We start from the raw sequence: 19,788 nt of genomic DNA on the forward strand, positions 1-19,788 counted from the left end.
TTCAGACTTCGTGATGCCACCCATCACGAAAGGTCTTCCGGACATGACGAGCCTGGCTTCGACGATAGCAGCGGACCTCCAGCCGCTCAGGCACTCCACCATTCCGGCCAAGCTCGGCCTCGCGCTGGCGCTGGCCGCACTGGCGGACTGGCTGTTCTATGGCCACCGGATCGGCCTGTCGCTCGCCCTCTTTGCCGTCGCCACCGCTTGCGTGTCGGTGCTCTTCAATCACGCGGCCCTGAACCTGCGGCGCGCCCTGAGCAGCACAGCCATTCTCATTGCCGGCATCGCTCCGGCCGTCGAGGAGCTCAACGCGCTCTCGTTGCTGATTCTCGTCGCGGCGCTGCTTATCGCCCTGCTGCTTGCGACCAATCCGGAGGCGACCGGGCTCGCCGACCGCGTCCGCGCGCTGCGCAACTTCGTCCTGCTCGGTCCCTTCAGGTTCTTCCTCGATGCGCCCCAGCTGTTCAACGCGTCGGCGCTGACCCGCGGCATCGCGCGGTGGCTGCTCCCTGCAGCCCTCAGCACGGTCTTCGTCGCGCTGTTCGCCGCGGCGAATCCGGTGATCGAGCAATGGGTGCTTCTGCTCAATCCGAGGCTCATCCTCCAATATATCAGCATCCCGCGCGTACTGTTCTGGGCCTTGATGCTGGCGCTGGTCTGGCCGTTCATCCATGTGCGCTGGCGGCGCAAGACGATCGTCACCACCGCCGTCGCGGGCGGACCCGTGCCGCCGCCGCTCCCGCCTCTGGTCTCGGCAGAGTTTCTTGGTCCCTCCACCATCCTGCGCTCGCTGATCCTGTTCAACCTGCTGTTCGCGGCGCAGTCCATTCTCGACGGCATCTATCTCTGGGGCCATATGGCGCTGCCGGACAATCTGACCTATGCGGGCTATGCGCATCGCGGCGCCTATCCGCTGATCGTAACCGCCCTGCTCGCCGCGGCCTTCGTGCTGGTGGCGATGCGCCCGGGCGGGCCGGCGGAGAAATCGAAGATCATCCGGCCGCTGGTGTACGTCTGGGTCGGACAGAACGTGCTTCTCGTCGCCTCCTCCATCCTTCGGCTCGATCTCTATGTCGACATCTATATGCTGACCTATTGGCGGATCGCGGCCTTCATCTGGATGGGGCTGGTGGCGCTGGGACTAATCCTGATCGTCGCCCGAATCGTGCTCGACAGGTCCAACCAATGGCTGGTCGGCGTCAATCTGATCGCGCTCGCGATCGTGCTCTATGGTTGCTCGCTCGTGAACTTCGACGCCTTCATTGCCGACTACAATGTCACCCACAGCCGGGAGGCATCTGGCAACGGCGTGCAAATCGACATCAACTATCTCCTGACACTCGGACCGCAGGCACTGCCGGCGATCGACAAGACGATTGAACTTTTGACCAACTCTAACGAGAGAGATCTTTCTGCGCGGGGCTACCACCTTGTGTCACGGCGCGACCACCTTGTAGAACAGCTGCGACAGGATCTGACATGGCGGGCCTGGGGCTTTCGGAGCTGGCGACTGCAACACAGGCTGGAGGCACACACAGGCGACAAATCGGCCGGCCCAGCCGGCAGGGTGAGCGGAGAACTTTTTGGCGCATCGCATTCTCATCGTCGACGACGAGGGCCATATCCGCGAGGTCATCCGTGTTGCGCTGAAGAAGGCCGGCATGGACGTGATCGAGGCCCGCGACGGCAAGGAGGCGCTCAGCCGCTTTGCCGCCGACAGGCCCGATCTGATCGTGCTCGACATCGGCATGCCCGAATTCGACGGCCTCGACGTCTGCCGCGAGATCCGCAAGACGTCGGACGTGCCGATCCTGTTCCTGTCGGCGCGCGACGAGGAGATCGACCGCATCCTCGGTCTCGAGATCGGCGGCGACGACTACGTGACGAAGCCGTTCAGCCCGCGCGAGCTGGTGGCGCGGGTCAACGTGATCCTGCGCCGCCTCAGTCCGCGCAATGGCGAGATCAAGGCGGGTCCCGCCGCGCTGTCGCAAGGCGGCCTGCTGATCGACCCCGAGCAGCATGTCGCGACCTTTGCCGGCACGCCGCTGAAGCTGACCGCGATCGAGTTCGGCATCCTGCGCGCGTTCCTGACCCGGCCGACCTCGGTGTTCAACCGGGAGCAGCTGATGCGGGCGGCCTATCAGCTCAACATCCAGGTCTCCGACCGCACCATCGACAGCCACATCCGCAACATCCGCGCCAAGCTCGCAGTGCTGGCCTGCGACAACGCGATCGAGACCATCCACGGCGTCGGCTTCAAGCTCGGCCGCTGCGAGAAAGCGGCATGAGCGTGGCGCCCGACAAATGGCGGCCGTCGCTCGCCCTCGTGATCTTCACGGTGCTGACCACCGTTGGCGTGCTGCCGCTGGTCGGCCTGTTCTTCTTCCGCCTCTACGACAACCAGCTGATCCGCCAGACCCAGGCCGAGCTGATCGCGCAAAGCCGCGTGCTGGCGACGATCTATGCGCAGGAGGTCACGGCCAGGCTCGACAGCGGCCTGACGCTCGGCGCCGAGGTGCCGCCGAACGTGCTGCCCGATCCTGGCGACCAGGTCACCCCGATCCGCCCCGCGCTCGACCTCACCGCCAACGATCTGCTGCGGCGGCGGCCGGATGCGCAAGCCGCGTCTCATCCGGCGCAGGCGGCCTATGTCGAGATCGGCGCAAGGCTGACGCCGATCATCCGCGAGACCCAGAAGGTAACACTGGCGGGCTTCCGCATCCTCGATCCGCAAGGCGTCGTCATCGCCGGGCGGCAAGAGGTCGGCCAATCGCTCGCCCATATCGAGGAGGTCGCGGACGCGCTGCACGGGCAATACCGCGCCACCTTGCGCAACCGCGTGCCGGACAAGCCGCCGCCGCCGATCTATTCTTTCAGCCGCGGCCTCGGCGTACACGTGTTCTCGGCGATGCCCGTCATCGTCAACAACCGCGTCGCGGGCGTGATCTACACCACGCGAACGCCGAGCAACATCTTCGACCATCTCTATCAGGAGCGGGGCAAGTTCGTGCTGGCGGGGCTCGCCGTCATCCTCGGCACGATCGCGATCGGCCTCGTATTCTCGCGCACCATCACCCTGCCGATGCGCGAGCTGATCGACCGCGCCGCACGGATTGGCCGCGGCGACCGCGAGGCCTTTCAGCCGCTCCGGCATTACGGTACGCGTGAGTTCGCCCAGCTCTCACACAGCTTCCTCGGCATGGCCGAGCAGCTGGCGCGCCGTTCCGACTATATCGCGACGTTCTCGGCCCATCTCACCCACGAGCTGAAATCGCCGCTGACTTCGATCAAGGGCGCGGCCGAGCTGCTGCAGGATTCCTATCAAGGCAGGTCTGACGGACTGACGCCGGCCGAGCAGAAGATGTTCATCGCCAACATCCTGTCGGATACCCAGCGGCTGGAGGCGATGGCGCAGCGGCTGCGCGATCTGGCGCGCGCCGAGAGCCTGCCCCAGAACGAGCGCACGGAGCTGGCGCCTGTGATCGCCGACCTCAGAAGCCGGTTTCCGGCAAGCGATATCTCGGCCAGCGGCAGCCTCGACCGCCCGATCGGCATGTCCGCAGAGAAGGCGCTGATCGTGCTGTCGCATCTCGCCGACAACGCGATGCGGCACAAGGCCGGGACGATCAGGCTGGAGGCTGTGGACGAGCGCACGACCTTGCGTCTGACGGTGAGCAATGACGGCGAGCCGATCTCGGCACCGAACCGCGACAGGATTTTTGATGCCTTCTTCACCACCCGCCGCGACCAGGGCGGCACCGGGATGGGGCTTGCGATCGCGCGCGCGGTGATGGCGAGCCATGGCGGCTCGATCAGGCTCAAGCCGACCGACGAGGGCGCGGCCTTCGAGCTGCAATTCCCTGTCGCCTGAGGCGCGATGAGGTCATCGCCCCTCAGCTTTTATTTGGGCATGATCTGTTCGGAAAACCGCTTCACACTTTTCCGGATCATGCCCTAGATCGCGAATACCCACACCGCGACGATGGTGCCGATGGTGACGAGACCAGCGATGGTCCAGCCGGCGGCATATTCCAGCTCAGGATGACCGGTCGCCCGCATGATCTCTGCAGGATCGGCGGTATGCTTGTGTGCCATGACAGCCTCGCACGTTTCTTCCCGCGTCATATGTAAGTCGCATCAGCCGCCATTAGGTTCCATCACGGAAATGCGAGGAATGACGCAGCTTGGGTTGTTCGGCGTCCCTGACGAAGGCCCGACTGGACTTCGCTACACGGACAATTTTATCGAAGCCGCCGTCGAGCAATCCTTGATCGGCCGCATCGCAGCATTGCCGCTCGAGCGCTTCCAGTTCGGGGCGTTCGAGGGCAACCGCCGGGTGGCGTCGTTCGGCTATCGCTATGACTACACGCTGCAGCGGCTCACCGAGGCGGAGCCGATCCCGGACTGGCTGTTGCCCATCGCGCGTCAGGCCGAAGCCTGGGCGGGGCTGCCGGAGGCCAGCGTCCGGCAGGTGCTCTGCACCGAGTATGAGGCCGGCGTCGGCATCGGCTGGCACCGCGACAAGCCGCACTTCGACAAGATCCTCGGCCTGTCGCTCGGCTCGGCATGCAAATTCCGCTTCCGCCGCCGCAGCGGCGACAAATGGCAGCGCCACACGCTCGAGGCCCAGCCGCGCTCGCTGTACATGATGGAGGGCGAGGCGCGCTCGCAATGGGAGCACAGTATCCCGCCGGTCGAGGCGCGGCGTTACTCCATCACGTTCCGGACGATGAAGCGGGCCTAACGCGGCCGGCCAGACAAAAAATGCGAAAACAACCCCATGCAAAGTAGAACGCCCGTTCCGCCCGAGCCGCGGCGGCGCCGCACAAGGGTCTGACACATCGGTGCAAAACCGCCGCCTTGCGCAATCACCGCACGGCTTGCGTCTTGCCTTCCGAATCCGGTTGCATGCTAGATTGGCAGCACGCATTCCGCGGCAGGAGGGAAGCATGGCCGACAACAAGGCAAAGCGCGGCGGGGCCGATCGGGCGCTGATTGCGCTCACGGAAAAATATGAAGTCGCCTACTGGTCGAAGAAGTTCAAGGTGACCCCGGCCAAGCTGAAATACGCCGTCAAGAAGGTCGGCAGTTCCGCCAAGAAGGTCGAGGCCTATCTCGCCGCCCGGAAGACGGCAAAGAAGAAATCGGCCAGGAAGACGACAAAGAAGACGACGAAGAAGGCAGGCCAAGCGCAAGAGCGCCGCCTGAGACCTCGGAAGCCATGGACGCGGGGCCCGCAACCTATCCTCACATGGGCCACGTCGTCGCCAGTGCGCCCGAAGGCCGCTGGCGGCAGGCGCCAGCCGAGAATCTCGCATGCGACGGCGGTGGGGCTTTCCGGGTGATCGCTTTGCTGTCGCCGAACCAAAGGTGCCGTGAAATCGCCTCAAGGCGGACGAATAAGGCGAATTGAAAAGACAGGCCAAACCGGCGAACCAATATGGGGGGCGCAAAGGCCGGCACCAAATGAAGAATTATCTCGCTTTTTTCCTGCTTCTGACCATTACGACAGCCTCTGCGCATGGCCCGTTGCCGGCGCGGCTGGCGGCGCCCTCCGACCTTATCCCGACAGGCCTGACCGATTCCGACACCACCGCCGGCGGCACCGCGCGGCTGTGCGAGCAGGTCACCTTCTCGCGGGGCCTGCGCTACGGCGAAAACGAGGCCAACGTGCTCGACGTCGCCGCCAGCACGACCAAGGCGGATACGCCGCGGCCGGTGCTGCTGTTCGTGACCGGCGACAGTTTCACCGGCGACCGCGCCGCGCCCGAGCTATCGCGCCAGATCCAGGACCAGGCCATGTGCTTTGCCGCCCGCAACGACATGATCGGGGTGCGCGTCAATTATCGCCTGGCGCCCGCAGCGACCTGGCCGATGGGAGCGACCGACGTGGCTGCCGCGCTGTCCTGGGTCCACGGCAATATCGACCTGTTCAACGGCGATGCCCGCGAGATCGTCGCGGTCGGCTACGGCGCCGGCGCGTTCCACGTCGCAACCCTGCTGGCGCATCCCGAACTCCAGGCCGACCGTGCCGATGTCGCGGCCGTCGTGCTGGTGTCCGGCATCTACCGCGCCGGCAAGGACGCCAGCGACAGCGAGAAGGCCTATCTCGGCGGAGACGCCAGCCAGTACAACGCGCGCTCGGTATTCCCCGGCATCCTCAATGTCGATGTGCCGATCGTGCTGGCTTGGGCCGCGGACGATTCGCCTGGCCTCGTGACGCAGGGAGAGACCTTGAAGAAGACGCTCTGCGGCGCCGGCCATTGTCCACGCAGCGCGCTGCTGCGCAGCCGCGACGGCATCGCCTCCGCCTTCGGATTGGATGGCTCCGGCGACAGCCTCGCCGAGCCAACCCTGCTGCTGGTGCATCAGCTCGAGGCGCGGGGGCTGCCGTAACGCGTGTCAGCACGCCTGCCATTTCGTGCGGACCTGCGCTGTATTGAAGCGGGCTGCCAAGTCACACGATTGCCAAACGCCTGATCTAGATCAACTCGCCTTGGTGCGGACTGAGCCGAACCTCGTTGGGGGCCAACGACAAGGTGTCGAGCATGCGCGTCACCGGCAGACTGCTGTTCGTTTTGATCGCCGCACTCGCGTCGCTTGGCGCGATGTCCGAGCAACGCGCGGACCAACCCACAAGCGACAAGGAAATCCGCATCGGCAATGTCATGCCGTATTCGGGAGCGCTCTCTGAATTTGGCGCGATCGGTCAGGCGGAGGCCGCCTATTTCGACATGGTCAACGCGCGCGGCGGCATCAACGGCCGCAAGATCCGCTTCATCACGCGCGACGACAATTCCGATCCCACGACCGCGCTGGAGCTGACGCGCAATCTGGTCGAGAAGGACGACGTGCATTTGATGTTCGGATCGTTCGGCACGCCCGGCAATCTCGCCACGCGCTGGTACCTGAACGAGAAGAAGGTGCCGCAGCTTTTCGTCGCCTCCGGCGACGAGGAGCTGAGCCAGGCCAGGGCTTTCCCCTGGACCATGGGCTGGCAGCCGTCGATCCGGTCGGAGGGGCGCATCTACGCCAACTACATTCAGGCCTATTATCCCAGGAAGAAGATCGTCGTGCTCTGGCAGAACGACCAGTTCGGACGCATGCTCTACAAGGGGATCCAGGAAGGCCTCGGCGACCTGAACCGCCATGTCCTCGTCGACATCGCCTTTGACATCGGCGACGAGCATCTCGACGGGCACGTCTCGATCCTCAAGCGCGCGGGTGCCGATATCTTCGTCTTTCTCGGCGTGCCGTCGACGGCATCCAAGGTGATCAGGCTCGCAGCTTCGCTCAACTGGCGCCCGGTCTTCATCGTCAACGATACCTCCGCCTCGATCGCCAATGCGATGGCGCCCGCGGGCTTGGAGAATTCGTCTGGCGTGATCTCGGCGGCTTTTTTGAAGGACCCGAGTGATCCCGCATGGAAAGACGACCCTGCCATGAAGGACTGGTTCGCCTTCATGGACAAATATCATCACGTCGAAAGCACCAACAGCAGTGCCGCGCTCTATGGCTACGCCGCGGCCGAGGCGCTGACGCAGGTATTGAAGCAATGCGGCGACGACCTCTCACGCGAGAACATCATGCATCAGGCGGCTTCGCTGAAGGGTTATCAGCCCTCGGTCGCGCTGCCCAACATCAGGATGAACACCTCGCCGACCAGTTATCTGCCGATCAAGCAGATGCGGCTGGTCCAGTTCGACGGGCGATCGTGGCAACCGTTCGGTGAGGTGATCGAGACCGCCTTCACCGAAGGCGCGGCGCGGTAACCCCGTCCTCACGCCGGCTCCCGTCACCGGGCAGGCGCGCTATGCGGCGACACAGTGTTACCGAGTACCGGCTGGCCTGGTGCTCGGTCCAGTGGCGGATGTGGCTTTGCGAGGCCCATCGTACCGGGCGGAGCCGCATTGCTCGCCGTCCTTGTGTCGACCCCATCGAGCGTCGTGACGAACGCCGCGAGTATTGCGACGATTACCGCAAGAGCGAAAAGGACGACTGAGGTGCGGTGGCTATTCCACTCTTTACTCATGAGGGGCCTCCACAACCAACAGAAACGCAAAGCGACGTGGACGGTTCCTCATGCGCTACCGGCAGGAAGACTTCCCGCTCGATATGCAAAGGCCCCGCTCGGCTTCAGCCGCAGCGGGGCCGGTCTAGAGATAGTCTCATGTAGTTGGTGCCAAAAGTTCATTTGGTCGGATCAGGTCGCGAACTTCCGACGGTCGCCGGAATTTTGTACTCGCCGCGGAGCTCATCCCACAAGGCCGTGTCGCTGACCAGCACGACGTGGTACTCACCGCGGCCCGTGATCCCTGCATATTTTCCCGTGCCGCCCGTGAACTCGAAGGTGCCGCGGAACTCTTTCGGCTTCGCGTCTTTCAGGACGTACTTGGCAAAGACCTTGGATCCGTCTGCTTCTGTGAAGGTCTTGTGGCCGCCGCTGGAACTGCCAGCATCCGTCAGATCGACAACCTGATATCGAGCTTTGTCGAGGAATGGCTTGCCATCAGCATTGAACACGGCGCCGTCGAATTCGGTGACCGAGACCGTATGGTCAGCCCTGTCTTCCAGCTTCACGCTCTTACTGGACAGGGTGACCAGAACGGCTCGACCGAACCATTGGCCCGCTTCTTCGGCCAAGGCCGGGACAGCGGCCGACGGGACCGCCAAAGCAAGCACAACACAACCGCACATCCACGATGAATTGAGATGACACCTCATGGTTTCCTCCCAGATGGGTTGCAGGTCAAAATTTTGGTCGGAGCAAGTACCTCCATCAACGAGTTTCCACGTGCCAATCATACCACTGCTCCCAAGCAGAAATCGCACAAACGGCGTTTGGATAATGCGTCGATTAGACGCGTGATCATGCATGTTTCCATTGAGATGCGGCGCAGCCGAAGGCGATCATGATAGTCGCGGCAGGCGGCTTTTCGTTTCGTCACAGATGTTTAAGATCGGCATGAACCTGCATCCACTCCGCCGGGAGATCCCATGACCGAGACCATCCGCATCAAGCGCTTTGTCGCGCGGCCCGTGATCGTGCCGATGAACCTGCCGCTGCAGACCTCGACCGGCGCTGTCGCCAAGGCCCCGCTGGTGCTGATCGACTGCGAGACCGACCAGGGCGCGGTCGGGCACGCCTATCTGTTCTCGATCACGCCGTCGGCATTGAAGCCGCTGACGGCGATGGTCACGGAAATGTCGGACCTGCTTGCCGGCGACGAGCTGCTGCCGTTCGAGATCGAGCGCAAGCTGACCCAGCGCTTCACCCTGCTGGGGCTCGCCGGCCTGCAGCGGCTGGCGCAATCCGGCATCGACATGGCGGCCTGGGACGCGCTTGCCCGCAGCAGAGGCCTGCCGCTGGCACGGCTGCTCGGCGGCGCGCCGAAGCCGGTCAAGGCCTACAATTCGAAGGGGCTCGGCATCATGCCGGCGCGCGCCGCGGTCGAGGAGGCGCACAAGCTGCTGGCCGAGGGGTTTCAGGCCGCCAAGATCCGCGTCGGCCGGCCCGATGCGCGGGAGGATCTCGCCGTCGTCCGCGCGGTGAGAAAGGCCGTCGGCGACGAGGTGACGCTGATGTGCGACTACAACCAGGCACTGACGGTGACCGAGGCCATCCAACGCGGCGAGATGCTCGACGACGAGGGGCTGAGCTGGATCGAAGAGCCGATCCGCCACGACGATTATGCCGGCTGTGCCCGCATTGCCGACGCACTGCATACGCCCGTCCAGATCGGCGAGAATTTTGACAGCGCCTTTTCGATGCAGACAGCGCTCTCGGCTGAGGCCTGCGACTACGTGATGCCCGACGTGCAGCGCATCGGTGGCGTGACCGGATGGCTGCGCGCGGCCGCACTCGCGCATGCCGCCGGCATCGAAATGTCGACCCACCTGTTCTCGGAAGTCAGCGCGCATCTGCTCTGCGTGACGCCGACCGCGCATTGGCTGGAATATGTCGACTGGGCCGACGCGGTGCTTTCGACGCGGCTGAAGATCAAGGACGGCTTTGCGCTGCCGAGCGGGGAGCCCGGCAACGGGATTGCGTGGGACGAGGCGGCGGTCGCCAAATATCTCGTCACATAGGGCCGCCGCTACGACCTAACAGCGGCGATCATGTTCAGCTCGACCGGCGCCCCTCGCGGCAACTCGGCGACGCCGACCGACGTACGCGTATGACGACCGCGCTCGCCAAGGCGTTCGATCAGTCGGTCGGAGGCACCGTTCATGACTTGCGACTGCTGGGTGAATCCAGGCGCTGAAGCGACGTATCCAACGAGCTGCAGGACCTGGACGATCCGGTCCTCTCCGCCTGTGGCGTGATTGATGGCGGAAATGCAGAGATCAGCGCAAAGCGCAGCAGCTTCTTGTGCGGCCGCGATATCGACGCCTGCTCCGACCTTGCCCACATAAAGCAGGTCTTCGCCGCGACGCGGCAGCTGGCCACTGACATAGGCGAGCCCACCATGGATGATCACCGGCAAGTAGTTGCCGCCGGGCTTATTCACGCTGCTCATCTCAATAGCCTGCCTTCTCTTCACATCCGGCGAGGCGATGCATTTCGCCGTACGCGATAGCTCGACCGCACCAGCTCGTTGCCGTGGTGAATGAACGGACAATGGCAGGCGGCGAATGATGGATCAAGCCTGCGAAGCTGATCAGGCCTGGTGACAAGACCTGGCCTGACAAGACCTGACCGCCACGCATTGCACCACGGCGGCGCGCGGGATAACGATCCGCCATGGCCATTTGGCGCCCTCATCCCCACATCCGCGTTGTCGCGATCGGCCTCAATTGGCGGGACGGGCGGCTGCTGGCGGCCGAAATTCGCGACGATGCCGGGTGGATCAAGGGCGTTCGGCCGCTCGGCGGCGAGCTCGAATTCGGCGAAAGCTGGCGCACTGCCCTGATGCGCGAGTTCAACGAGGAGCTCGGCATCGACGTCACCATCACAAGCGAGCCGTTGGTGCTGGAGAACATTTTCGTGCACGAGGGCGCAACCGGGCACGAGGTGATGTTCGTCTGCGAGGTGGGGTTTCCTGACGGCGCCTTCGCCGGGCAGGACCGCATCGACTTCCTCGAGGACAATGGAGAGCCGATCGTCGCGCGCTGGTTCGACCTTGCCGACCTCGACGTGGACGGCGGACCGAGCCTCTATCCGGCCGGGTTGAAGGATGTGCTGCTCGCGAGCAAGGACGGGGCGAAGACCTTCATCCCGTCATCCTGAAATGTGCGCCTTGCAAAGCAGGGCAGCCTCGAAGGATGAACGGCCCGGATGGAGCCGAGCCGTCGCCCTTCGAGGGCCGCTGAAGAAGCGGCCACCTCCAGCGACAACGGCTTCGCCGTTGCGCGGGGGTGACGGTTATGGAGCTGCAGGCGTCGCTCCCTCCACGCCGTCATGACGGAGCGCTACCACGCTTCCGCGCCCGGGATTTTCTTCCGTACCGCCATGCGCTGGATCCAGATGCAGCGACGGACGGATCGGTTGGAGCGGCCGACGGCGGATATCCCCTCGCCGGCCTGAAGCAGCGGCGCCACGCTCGCGCGCAGCTCACGGCAGCGCTGAAGTTCGGCCTGCCAGTCGATGATTGCGGCATCGGCGCGCGAGGCGATCAGCGACAGCGCCGCTGCGGCAAGACAGCTCGCCCGCGTCAGGCCCTTCACTGTGATGCGCCTCCGTCGCGCCTGTAGCGGAAGTCGCAATGGGACGCGCCTTGCATGATCGTCTGCGTCCGCGTGAGCTTGATGTCGGGACCAAAGCCTTCCGCGGTCGCAAAGTCGGCCGTGCAGATCAGGAGGAAGCCGAGCTCCGGTTCGCCGAGCGCCTTGTAGAATTCGGCATAGGCGCAGCGCTTGACGTCGAAGGCAAAGGCATCATGCGACTGCTCGATGACGTCATAAGCGAGCGCGTCGTCGCGAGAGTAGGTCTTGAAGGCAGACGATACGGCCTTGCCGAGATCGGCTTCGCTCTCGCCCTGGTTCTTGGCCTTCCAGAATTCCTCGCCGAAGCCGCGATAGAGATCGCCGAGCGCCTTGCGCACCAGCGTGTTGGCGCGCGCCTCGCCGAGCTCGGCCTGGAGCGCCTTGACCAGCGGCACCAGCACCTGGGCCTGGATTTTTGCTTGCTCGATGACGGATATGCTCATGGGCGGGCTCGCGTCGGAAGGCCACATCGTAGCCAGGCTGGGGCGCAAGCATAATCCCCGCGGCGAGGATTGGCTAACTCTCGGCCGGGTAGGCCAGGCGGCCGTCAGCCACGCCCCTCGCCGCCGGATTCATTTCGGCCGGTTTGACCTGTCCCGGCCCGAGAATGTGGAACACCGTCTCGCCGGCGGCGAGCAGATAATCCGTGATGATCCGACGGTGACATCGCCACCACAATGTCTCCGCGCACATGATGGCGCAGCGCTCCATCTGCCCGACGGCGCGCAGATGTGCGAGCCCTTCGTGAAAGGCCGCGCCCATCGCGTGGTCGGCGTAATTGTGAAAGCTGCCGTTCTGCCAGAAGGCATTGGTCTCGCGCGGCACCTCGCGCTTGCGGCTGCGCAGGCCGCCGAGCGAGGCAATGTGCTCGTAGCCGATCGAAGCAGCCGCGAGCGATTGCGGCAGGGTCTCGCGATTGTACTGCGGGTTGGTACGGGAGCGGGGCACGGTCCGAACGTCAGCCACGAAGGTGACCGCGCTGTCCTGCAACAATTCGACGAATTCCTCGATCGAACGTGTGGCGTGGCCGATGGTGAAGAACGGATGAGCCATGGTGACACCTCGACCGCTCGGCTCGCGGGCCGTCAGCTTTTCAACGACCGCAATGCGCGGCCCTTGTGCAGGGCGACGTGATCGGTCTTGTCGCTCCTGATCTCGTACTGCGGATCGTCGGGCGTAGCGTGATGGACGTAGCCCTTGTAATCGACGTCGGCGGTGTGCACGCGCAGGATATGGCCGCGCACCCGGCCGGCCTCGGAATTCCAGCTGACGTGGTCGCCGACGGCAAACTTTTTTCCGGGGGTCTTGGACATGGCGGATCAATGCGCGGCAGCACCGGCCTGTTCCAGGGGGCAGCCCCCGACCGCGCGAGGGCAGGCTAAATCCCTGCGGCAATCCACCAAGGCGTGGGCAACGAAGACGTGATGCAGCGGCGACCGCGGATCGCGCGATCCTGAAAGGTCGGCGAGGCGATTGATGATATTACGACTATCATTCAAAACGAGAGGCGACCATGCCCCCTTCCGAGATGTCTCGCGGCTCGATCAGGCCACGGCCATTTGCGCGATGCCGTCGTCGTACTGCGGCAGTGACCGCCGCGCTGCTGCTCGCCGCAACGTTCGGGTCAGCAGGAGGCGCGCAAGCTGCCGCAAATGATGCGGAGGCACGAGGCATCTTCGAAAAATTCATCGCCGCGCAGAATGCGCATGATGCGAACGATGTGAAGGCGATGCTCTGGAATTCGCCCGGCACGCTGTTGTTTGCGAGAGGCATCGAGACGCGAGGCCGCGATGCGGTCGCCACCCGGTTCAAGACGTATTACGAGGGCACCTGGCACCTCGAGCCCGACATGACGAAATTCCACGTTGCGGTGATCTCGAACGAGGTGATGCAGATCCTCGTTCCCATCGCTTTCACACGCGGCCTTCCGGGCAAGCCGTCGCAACAAAATACGTTTCTGATCAGCCAGACCTACGTTCAGGATGCGACCGGCTGGCACGTCGCCTCCATCCTGCCGGTGGCGAACACGGAACTGAAGTGATGGCCGAAATGGGCCTCTGAAGGTGCATCCCGGATTGCGCTTCGCTCCATCCGGGCTACGGGCTGTCCAGCGAAACCGAGCAAGACGCCCCAGTCCGTCTACGCTCTTCGAGCTACGCCGGACACGCTTCGCCGCAATTTTCCAGGCTGTGCCACCCGAAGCCGAAGGCGAAGCGTGGTGGGCACGACAGGGATCGAACCTGTGACCCCTACCATGTCAAGGTAGTGCTCTCCCGCTGAGCTACGTGCCCTAATAGTCCACTTACGTCGGGTGGGGTCCCTATAACGGACGAGGGGACCCTGCGCAAGGACGGAACGGGGCCGATTTAGGCCGCCAGCATCTTGTTCACTTCGCTGACCAATTCGCGCAAATGCACGGGCTTGGACAGCACCTTGGCGTTCTTGGGGGCGTCCGAATCCGAGTTCAGGGCGACCGCGGCGAAGCCGGTGATGAACATGATCTTGATGTCGGGGTCGAGTTCCGAGGCCCGGCGGGCGAGCTCGATGCCGTCCATCTCCGGCATCACGATGTCGGTGAGCAGCATCTCGAACGGCTCTTCCCGCAACCGCTGATAGGCGGCCATGCCGTTGTCATGGGAGGAGACCTGAAAACCGGCGTTTTCCAGCGCCTTGACCAGGAAACGGCGCATGTCGTTGTCGTCTTCGGCGAGGAGGATCTTTGGCATGGCAGGAAAGTCGACTCCCCAGAGGATATCAGCAAAGGTTACTAAGCCCGATAGAGGGTAAATTTGGGGTGAAAATCTTAACCCCAAGCGGGCTGCGTTGCCGGTCCTTGTGAACCGGAATGCGGCTCGAAGCAATCGAGCCGCGCCGGCGCGTCCCCGCTTCCCTACCCACACGGTTAAGACATGTTCCAGCGCCAATCACATCTTTTCGCTTGGCAGAATGGTTGCGATTCCGGACAATGACGACACATAAGAGCCGCATCGATCGGCCGAATCAATTCGATCCGAGGCCCGGATCCTGCCGCTAAGGGACGAAGCCTGAGAAGATGACCCGGTTTGACGGCGAGGTGTCGCCAGCCTTCGAGATCGTTGAGCCCGCGCAATGGCGCGCGCCTGTCATCTTCAACTCGCCCCATTCCGGCTCGACCTATCCGGACGAATTCCTCGCGGCGTCCAGGATCGACCTGCCGACGCTGCGGCGGTCCGAAGATTCCTTCATGGACGAGCTGATCGGCCACTTGAGCGAGCGTGGCTTTCCGACCGTGCGGGTCAACTTTCCCCGCTCCTATGTCGACGTCAATCGCGAGCCCTATGAGCTCGATCCCCGCATGTTCAGCGGACGGCTGCCGAGCTTTGCCAATACCCGCTCGATGCGGGTCGCCGGTGGCCTCGGCACCATTCCGCGCGTGGTCGGCGACGGCCAGGAGATCTACCGCGACCGCATCCTGGTCGACGATGCGCTGGGGCGGATCGAGACGCTGTACAAGCCCTACCACCGCGCACTGCGCCGGCTGATCAACAAGGTGCACCAGATGTTCGGCACCGTGGTGCTGGTCGACTGCCATTCGATGCCCTCGGTCGGCGTCAGCAGGGACGAGCCGCGCCGGCCCGACGTCGTGATCGGCGACCGCTATGGCACGAGCTGCACCCCGCTTCTGCCCGACCGGGTCGAGGAGACCATGACCGGGCTCGGCTATTCGATCGGCCGCAACAAGCCCTATGCCGGCGGCTTCATCACCGAGCATTACGGCAATCCCGCGAGCGGCCTGCACGCGGTGCAGCTCGAGCTCAACCGCGCGATCTATATGGACGAGCGGCGACGCGAGCGGAGTGCACGCTTTGCGCAGGTGGCATCCGACTTCGGCGTTCTCGCCGACGTGCTGGCGACCACGATTCCCTTCGGCGATCTCGGCCCATTCCAGGCCGCGGCGGAATAGGCACCGGCTTTTCTTCGTCAGATCGATTGTCTGTGATTGGCGCGAGCGCGCCTTCGCTTCGCTTTCGCTGCGCGCTTCGAAACGAAGCCAGAGCAGCAAGAAAAAAGGGCCGCTCGCGAATGACGCAAGCGGCCCAAGTCTAGGGAGGAAACGCCCAAGGAGGGCAGCGGTAACGCCAAGCGCTACCGCACCGCAACAATATGCGACCGCGACGCACAAAGCGCAAGGGCTTTTGAGCCGTTTCCCATGCAATACGCACATGGCTCAATTGCTTCTATGGAAACCCAGATTCAGTTTCTTTAATAAGGAAATTCAATGGGTTGATAGCCATTTGCATACGAACAAGGCATACTCGGAACTAAGTTTTCAACTCTGTGATCGATATTTGGCCAGCAGATGACTTGGATGGGGCAGCGGGCTTCGGCATCCGAAATACCAGGGTGCAAGATCAAGACAGCGCTGCACGCGAGAGGCGAATTGAGCTAGGCAGAAGGGGAGCTTCATTCAACCTTCGCTTTGAGGATTTGGCCTGTGACGGTGATCGACTTTTCCGCCTTCATCGGACGGCTCGCCACCGCCTCCGGCGAAACCATCCTGCCGTTCTTCCGCACCTCGCTGTCGATCGACGACAAGAGCAAGACCAAGGATTTCGACCCCGTCACGGAGGCCGATCGCGCCGCGGAGGCGGTGATGCGGCGGCTGATCAAGGCCAACTTCCCTCAGCACGGCATCGTCGGCGAGGAATTCGGCAACGAGCGCGAGGAGGCCGACTATGTCTGGGTGCTCGACCCCATCGACGGCACCAAATCCTTCATCGGCGGCTTTCCGATCTGGGGGACGCTGATCGCACTGTTGCACAAGGGCGCGCCGGTCTACGGCATGATGCACCAGCCCTTCATCGGCGAGCGCTTCTCCGGCGACAACGGTTCGGCCAACTACAAGGGCCCGTCCGGCGAGCGCCGGCTCCAGGTTCGCCGCTGCGCCTCGCTTTCGGAAGCCACGACCTACACCACCAGCCCGCTCCTGATGAACGAGCGCGACCGCGCCATTTTCAGCCGTATCGAGAAGGGCGCGCGTCTGTCGCGCTATGGCGGCGACTGCTACTCCTATTGCATGCTGGCGGCCGGCCACGTCGATCTCGTGGTCGAGACCGAGCTGAAGCCTTACGACATCGCCGCGCTGATCCCGATCGTGACCGGCGCCGGCGGCGTCGTCACCACCTGGGAAGGCAAACCTGCCCAGGGCGGCGGCCGCATCGTCGCGGCCGGCGACGCCAGGGTTCACGAAGAAGCACTGAAGCTGCTCAACCAATAACAAACGCGAGCGGAGGCTTGCATGACCATCTCACGCAGGCTTCTTCTTGGATTATTGCTCCTGCTGCCATCAGTGGCGTCCGCGCAGAATTTTCCGGCGAAGCCGATCAAGCTGATCGTGCCGTTCCCGGCCGGCGGTCCCAACGACATCATCGCGCGTGTAATCGGCCAGCGCATGTCGGAGCTGTCAGGACAGCCGGTGCTGATCGACAATCGCGGCGGCCAGGGCGGCGTGCTCGGCACCGATGCCGTCTCCAAGGCCGCCCCCGACGGCTACACCATCGCGATCTCCTCAGCCGGCGCGCTCGCGATCAGCCCGAGCATGGAGAAAGTCGCCTACGACACCTTGAGCGACCTCACGCCGGTGACGCTGGTTGCGACGGTGCCGGAGATGCTCGTGGTCGCCACCAACGTGCCCGCCAAGGACATCGGCGAATTGATCGCTCTCGCCAAGGCACAGCCCGGAAAACTCAACTTCGCCTCCTCCGGCCCCGGCAGCCTGCCGCATCTGGCCGGTGAATTGTTCAAGCTGACGGCCAGGATCGACATCGTGCACGTGCCCTATCGCGGCGCCGCTCCCGCGGTGAACGATCTCTTGGGCCAGCAGGTGCAGATGACGTTCCTGGATCTTCCGGTGCTGTTGCCGCAGGTCAAGGCGGGCGCGCTGCGTCCCATTGCGGTCGGCTCGGCCGCGCGGGCGCCGACCGCGCCCGATGTGCCGACCACCGCGGAAGCAGGTTTTGCCGGCCTCCACATCGAGAACTGGTACGGCATGGTTGCGCCGAAGGGCACACCGAAGGAGATCGTCGCGGCGCTGCATGCTCTCGCCACCAAGGCAATGGCGGATCCGGCGGTGAAGGAGAAGCTTAGCCAGCAGGGCGCGACGCTGGTCGGCGACGAGCCGGAACATTTTCGCCAGTTCATCGCGGATGAGACCGCGAAATGGACCAAGGTGATCAAGGACGCGGGCGTGGAGACGGCGAAGTAGCTCCTTCTTACCCTCCCCTCACACCGCCGCCGCCCGCAAATGCTCCACCAGCATCTTGGCCGGCCGCGGCAGCGCCTTGAAGCTGCGCGCGCAGATCACGAGGCGGCGATTGGCGAAGGCATCGCGCAGGCGGACGATGGCGAGCGGCATCAGCTTGGCGCAGCGGCGGGCGGCGGATTCGGGCACGAGGGCAACGCCGACATCGGCGGCGACCATCTGGCAGATCGCGTCGAAATCGCGCAGGCGTGCGCGGAAATGCGGGCGCATGCCGAGCCGCGCCGCGTGCTTCGAAATATGCATCTGGAGCGCGGTGGCGCTGGTCAGGCCAACGAAGTCGCACGCCCCCGCCTCCTGGAAATCGATCTGGCGGCGGCCGGCGAACGGGCCGCGGCGCGAGGTCACCAGCGTCAGGCGATCCTCGCTGAACACAAAACGCTCGATATGGTCGGGCAGCGCGTGCTCGGCGGCGAAGCCGAGATCGGCGGCACCCGCAGTGATCGCCGCCGCGATGTCGGTGCTCTCGCGCTCCTCGATGTCGATGGCGACGTCGCGGTGCTCGCGCAGGAAGCCGGCCAGCGCCTTCGGCAGATGCTCCGACAGGCCGGAGGTGTTGGCGAGGAAATGCACGCTGGCGCGCACGCCAGAGGCAAAGCCGGCGAGATCGCCGCGCATGGCGTCGATCTGGTGGATGACCAGCCGCGCATGGTCGAGCAGGCTTTCGCCGGCCGCGGTCAGCTCGACGCCGCGCCGACCGCGCTTGAGCAGCGCGACGCCGAGCGCGTCCTCGAGCCCCTTGATGCGCGCGCTGGCCGAGGCCAGCGCCAGATGCGACCGCTCCGCGCCGCGGGTGATGCTGCGCTGGTCGGCGACCGCGATGAAGAGCTGAAGGTCGACGAGGTCGAAACGCATGGCAGGTCTCCCCAGCCTTCGTAGTTCACGAAGGCTGTCTGCGTAACCTCCAGATTGTGCCTGATCGCCGCTTAGGTCAATGTGCCGACATGATCGACCCGCTTCTCATTGTCATCGCCGCCGTCTTCCTGATCGCCGGATTCGTCAAGGGCGTGGTCGGGCTCGGCCTGCCGACCGTGTCCATGGGCCTGCTCGCGGTGAGCATGACGCCCAGCCGCGCGATCGCCATCGTCATCGTGCCTGCCATCGTCACCAACATCTGGCAGACCTTCGTCGGCCCGCATCTGCGCGACATCCTGAAGCGACTGTGGCCGCTGATGATCGGCACCGTGATCGGATGCTGGCTCAATGCGGGCGCGCTGACCGGGCCGCATGCGCGCTACGGCACGATCGTGCTCGGCGTCCTGCTCGTCATCTATGCCGTGATCGGACTGAACAAGCTCCAATTCCGCGTCGCGCCGCAAAACGAGAAATGGGTGGGCGGCGTGGTCGGTGTCGTCACCGGCGTGATCTCGGCCTCGACCGGCGTGCAGGTGATCCCCTCGATGCCGTTCATGCAGGCGATCGGCATGGAGAAGGACGAGCTGGTGCAGGCGCTCGGCGTGTTCTTCACGACGGCGACACTGGCGCTCGCCTTCAACCTCACCGCCGTTGGGCTGTTGACGCCAGCCAATGTCGTGCCGGGCGCGGTGGGCATGGCCATGGCTTTTGCCGGCATGTTCGTGGGACAGTCGGTGCGGGCAAGGATGCCGGCCGAAGCGTTTCGCCGCTGGTTCCTGATCGCGATGATCCTGCTCGGCCTTTATCTCGCCGGCAGCGCGCTGGCGAAAGAGTTCGCATGAGGCAGATCGTAGGGTGGGTTAGCGAAGCGTAACCCACCTCTTCTGCCGCCCGCGGATACGAACAGTGGTGGGTTACGCCTTCGG

Annotated in this window: 23 protein-coding genes, 1 tRNA gene and 1 pseudogene; 14 read left to right on the forward strand and 11 right to left on the reverse strand. The window is 64.2% G+C overall.

Annotated features, from left to right (window positions below; genetic code table 11):
- Positions 1 to 43: 43 nt before the first annotated feature.
- From RAD04_RS17745 to RAD04_RS17755, 3 genes and pseudogenes are all read left to right on the forward strand, one after another.
- Positions 44 to 1,315: pseudogene (locus RAD04_RS17745) on the forward strand (DUF4153 domain-containing protein); the annotation flags it as partial.
- Between the two features lie 271 nt (positions 1,316 to 1,586).
- The gene (locus RAD04_RS17750) at positions 1,587 to 2,291 is read left to right on the forward strand and encodes a response regulator (RefSeq protein WP_461625021.1); all 705 of its coding nucleotides are present in this window, start codon (positions 1,587 to 1,589) and stop codon (positions 2,289 to 2,291) included.
- The gene (locus RAD04_RS17755) at positions 2,288 to 3,874 is read left to right on the forward strand and encodes an ATP-binding protein (RefSeq protein WP_461625022.1); all 1,587 of its coding nucleotides are present in this window, start codon (positions 2,288 to 2,290) and stop codon (positions 3,872 to 3,874) included. The genes RAD04_RS17750 and RAD04_RS17755 overlap by 4 nt, the downstream gene beginning before the upstream one ends.
- 83 nt (positions 3,875 to 3,957) lie before the next feature.
- On the opposite strand, the gene RAD04_RS17760 is transcribed toward RAD04_RS17755, so the two are convergent.
- Positions 3,958 to 4,098, reverse strand: a complete 141-nt coding sequence (locus tag RAD04_RS17760) for a hypothetical protein (RefSeq protein WP_461624791.1) — start codon at positions 4,096 to 4,098, stop codon at positions 3,958 to 3,960.
- Between the two features lie 79 nt (positions 4,099 to 4,177).
- Between RAD04_RS17760 and RAD04_RS17765 the strand changes: the two genes are divergently transcribed.
- From RAD04_RS17765 to RAD04_RS17780, 4 genes are all read left to right on the forward strand, one after another.
- Positions 4,178 to 4,747 carry an alpha-ketoglutarate-dependent dioxygenase AlkB gene (locus tag RAD04_RS17765; protein WP_461624792.1) on the forward strand — a complete coding sequence of 190 codons (570 nt, stop codon included), beginning with the start codon at positions 4,178 to 4,180 and terminating at the stop codon, positions 4,745 to 4,747.
- 205 nt (positions 4,748 to 4,952) lie between these two features.
- A complete protein-coding gene (locus tag RAD04_RS17770) occupies positions 4,953 to 5,348 on the forward strand; it encodes a DUF3606 domain-containing protein (protein ID WP_461624793.1) in 396 nt (131 codons plus the stop codon).
- A gap of 121 nt (positions 5,349 to 5,469) precedes the next feature.
- Positions 5,470 to 6,399 (forward strand): alpha/beta hydrolase, encoded by a 930-nt coding sequence (locus RAD04_RS17775; RefSeq protein ID WP_461624794.1) that lies wholly within the window; start codon positions 5,470 to 5,472, stop codon positions 6,397 to 6,399.
- Positions 6,400 to 6,551: 152 nt separating this feature from the next.
- On the forward strand, positions 6,552 to 7,775 hold the full coding sequence (locus RAD04_RS17780) for an ABC transporter substrate-binding protein (RefSeq protein ID WP_461624795.1): 1,224 nt from the start codon (positions 6,552 to 6,554) through the stop codon (positions 7,773 to 7,775).
- Positions 7,776 to 8,193: 418 nt separating this feature from the next.
- Here RAD04_RS17780 and RAD04_RS17785 read toward each other — a convergent pair whose 3' ends face one another.
- A complete protein-coding gene (locus RAD04_RS17785; protein ID WP_461624796.1) occupies positions 8,194 to 8,727 on the reverse strand; it encodes a hypothetical protein in 534 nt (177 codons plus the stop codon).
- Positions 8,728 to 9,000: 273 nt separating this feature from the next.
- On the opposite strand from RAD04_RS17785, the gene RAD04_RS17790 reads away from it, so the two are divergent.
- On the forward strand, positions 9,001 to 10,092 hold the full coding sequence (locus tag RAD04_RS17790; protein WP_461624797.1) for an enolase C-terminal domain-like protein: 1,092 nt from the start codon (positions 9,001 to 9,003) through the stop codon (positions 10,090 to 10,092).
- Between the two features lie 8 nt (positions 10,093 to 10,100).
- Here RAD04_RS17790 and RAD04_RS17795 read toward each other — a convergent pair whose 3' ends face one another.
- Together RAD04_RS17795 and RAD04_RS17800 are read right to left on the reverse strand one after the other, a co-directional pair.
- Positions 10,101 to 10,523: a RidA family protein gene (locus tag RAD04_RS17795; RefSeq protein ID WP_018316149.1), complete on the reverse strand. Its 423-nt coding sequence runs from the start codon at positions 10,521 to 10,523 to the stop codon at positions 10,101 to 10,103.
- Position 10,524: 1 nt separating this feature from the next.
- Entirely contained in the window at positions 10,525 to 10,755 is a 231-nt protein-coding gene (locus tag RAD04_RS17800) for a hypothetical protein (RefSeq protein ID WP_461624798.1), read from the reverse strand.
- Here RAD04_RS17800 and RAD04_RS17805 point away from each other — a divergent pair.
- A complete protein-coding gene (locus RAD04_RS17805) occupies positions 10,748 to 11,233 on the forward strand; it encodes an NUDIX hydrolase (RefSeq protein WP_461624799.1) in 486 nt (161 codons plus the stop codon). The two genes, RAD04_RS17800 and RAD04_RS17805, sit on opposite strands and share 8 nt — an antisense overlap.
- Positions 11,234 to 11,415: 182 nt before the next feature.
- Here the strand turns inward: RAD04_RS17805 and RAD04_RS17810 are convergent, their stop codons facing one another.
- The 4 genes from RAD04_RS17810 to RAD04_RS17825 form a co-directional block, all read right to left on the reverse strand.
- On the reverse strand, positions 11,416 to 11,661 hold the full coding sequence (locus RAD04_RS17810) for a hypothetical protein (protein ID WP_091967294.1): 246 nt from the start codon (positions 11,659 to 11,661) through the stop codon (positions 11,416 to 11,418).
- Between the two features lie 5 nt (positions 11,662 to 11,666).
- Complete coding sequence (locus RAD04_RS17815; protein WP_461624800.1) at positions 11,667 to 12,152, reverse strand: L-2-amino-thiazoline-4-carboxylic acid hydrolase; 486 nt, start codon at positions 12,150 to 12,152, stop codon at positions 11,667 to 11,669.
- A 73-nt stretch (positions 12,153 to 12,225) separates the two neighbouring features.
- On the reverse strand, positions 12,226 to 12,762 hold the full coding sequence (locus tag RAD04_RS17820) for a DUF488 domain-containing protein (protein WP_461624801.1): 537 nt from the start codon (positions 12,760 to 12,762) through the stop codon (positions 12,226 to 12,228).
- A 32-nt stretch (positions 12,763 to 12,794) separates the two neighbouring features.
- Positions 12,795 to 13,022: a hypervirulence associated TUDOR domain-containing protein gene (locus RAD04_RS17825; RefSeq protein WP_461624802.1), complete on the reverse strand. Its 228-nt coding sequence runs from the start codon at positions 13,020 to 13,022 to the stop codon at positions 12,795 to 12,797.
- Positions 13,023 to 13,297: 275 nt separating this feature from the next.
- Between RAD04_RS17825 and RAD04_RS17830 the strand changes: the two genes are divergently transcribed.
- Positions 13,298 to 13,750, forward strand: coding sequence for a DUF4440 domain-containing protein (locus tag RAD04_RS17830; RefSeq protein WP_461624803.1), 453 nt, complete (start codon positions 13,298 to 13,300; stop codon positions 13,748 to 13,750).
- A 175-nt stretch (positions 13,751 to 13,925) separates the two neighbouring features.
- Here RAD04_RS17830 and RAD04_RS17835 read toward each other — a convergent pair.
- Positions 13,926 to 14,000: transfer RNA gene (locus RAD04_RS17835), tRNA-Val, on the reverse strand.
- Between the two features lie 75 nt (positions 14,001 to 14,075).
- Positions 14,076 to 14,435 (reverse strand): cell cycle two-component system response regulator CpdR, encoded by a 360-nt coding sequence (cpdR, locus tag RAD04_RS17840; RefSeq protein WP_007597092.1) that lies wholly within the window; start codon positions 14,433 to 14,435, stop codon positions 14,076 to 14,078.
- Between the two features lie 326 nt (positions 14,436 to 14,761).
- On the opposite strand from cpdR, the gene RAD04_RS17845 reads away from it, so the two are divergent.
- The 3 genes from RAD04_RS17845 to RAD04_RS17855 all read left to right on the forward strand — a co-directional run bounded on the left by RAD04_RS17845 (position 14,762) and on the right by RAD04_RS17855 (position 17,953).
- On the forward strand, positions 14,762 to 15,652 hold the full coding sequence (locus RAD04_RS17845; RefSeq protein WP_018316156.1) for an N-formylglutamate amidohydrolase: 891 nt from the start codon (positions 14,762 to 14,764) through the stop codon (positions 15,650 to 15,652).
- A 531-nt stretch (positions 15,653 to 16,183) separates the two neighbouring features.
- Positions 16,184 to 16,966, forward strand: a complete 783-nt coding sequence (hisN, locus tag RAD04_RS17850; RefSeq protein ID WP_028140016.1) for a histidinol-phosphatase — start codon at positions 16,184 to 16,186, stop codon at positions 16,964 to 16,966.
- Between the two features lie 21 nt (positions 16,967 to 16,987).
- Positions 16,988 to 17,953 (forward strand): Bug family tripartite tricarboxylate transporter substrate binding protein, encoded by a 966-nt coding sequence (locus RAD04_RS17855; protein ID WP_461624804.1) that lies wholly within the window; start codon positions 16,988 to 16,990, stop codon positions 17,951 to 17,953.
- 18 nt (positions 17,954 to 17,971) lie between these two features.
- On the opposite strand, the gene RAD04_RS17860 is transcribed toward RAD04_RS17855, so the two are convergent.
- Positions 17,972 to 18,862: a LysR substrate-binding domain-containing protein gene (locus RAD04_RS17860; RefSeq protein WP_104464861.1), complete on the reverse strand. Its 891-nt coding sequence runs from the start codon at positions 18,860 to 18,862 to the stop codon at positions 17,972 to 17,974.
- Positions 18,863 to 18,951: 89 nt separating this feature from the next.
- Between RAD04_RS17860 and RAD04_RS17865 the strand changes: the two genes are divergently transcribed.
- Positions 18,952 to 19,704 (forward strand): sulfite exporter TauE/SafE family protein, encoded by a 753-nt coding sequence (locus RAD04_RS17865; protein ID WP_461624805.1) that lies wholly within the window; start codon positions 18,952 to 18,954, stop codon positions 19,702 to 19,704.
- The last annotated feature ends 84 nt before the right edge of the window (positions 19,705 to 19,788 follow it).

This window comes from Bradyrhizobium sp. 25ACV (genome assembly GCF_054863005.1).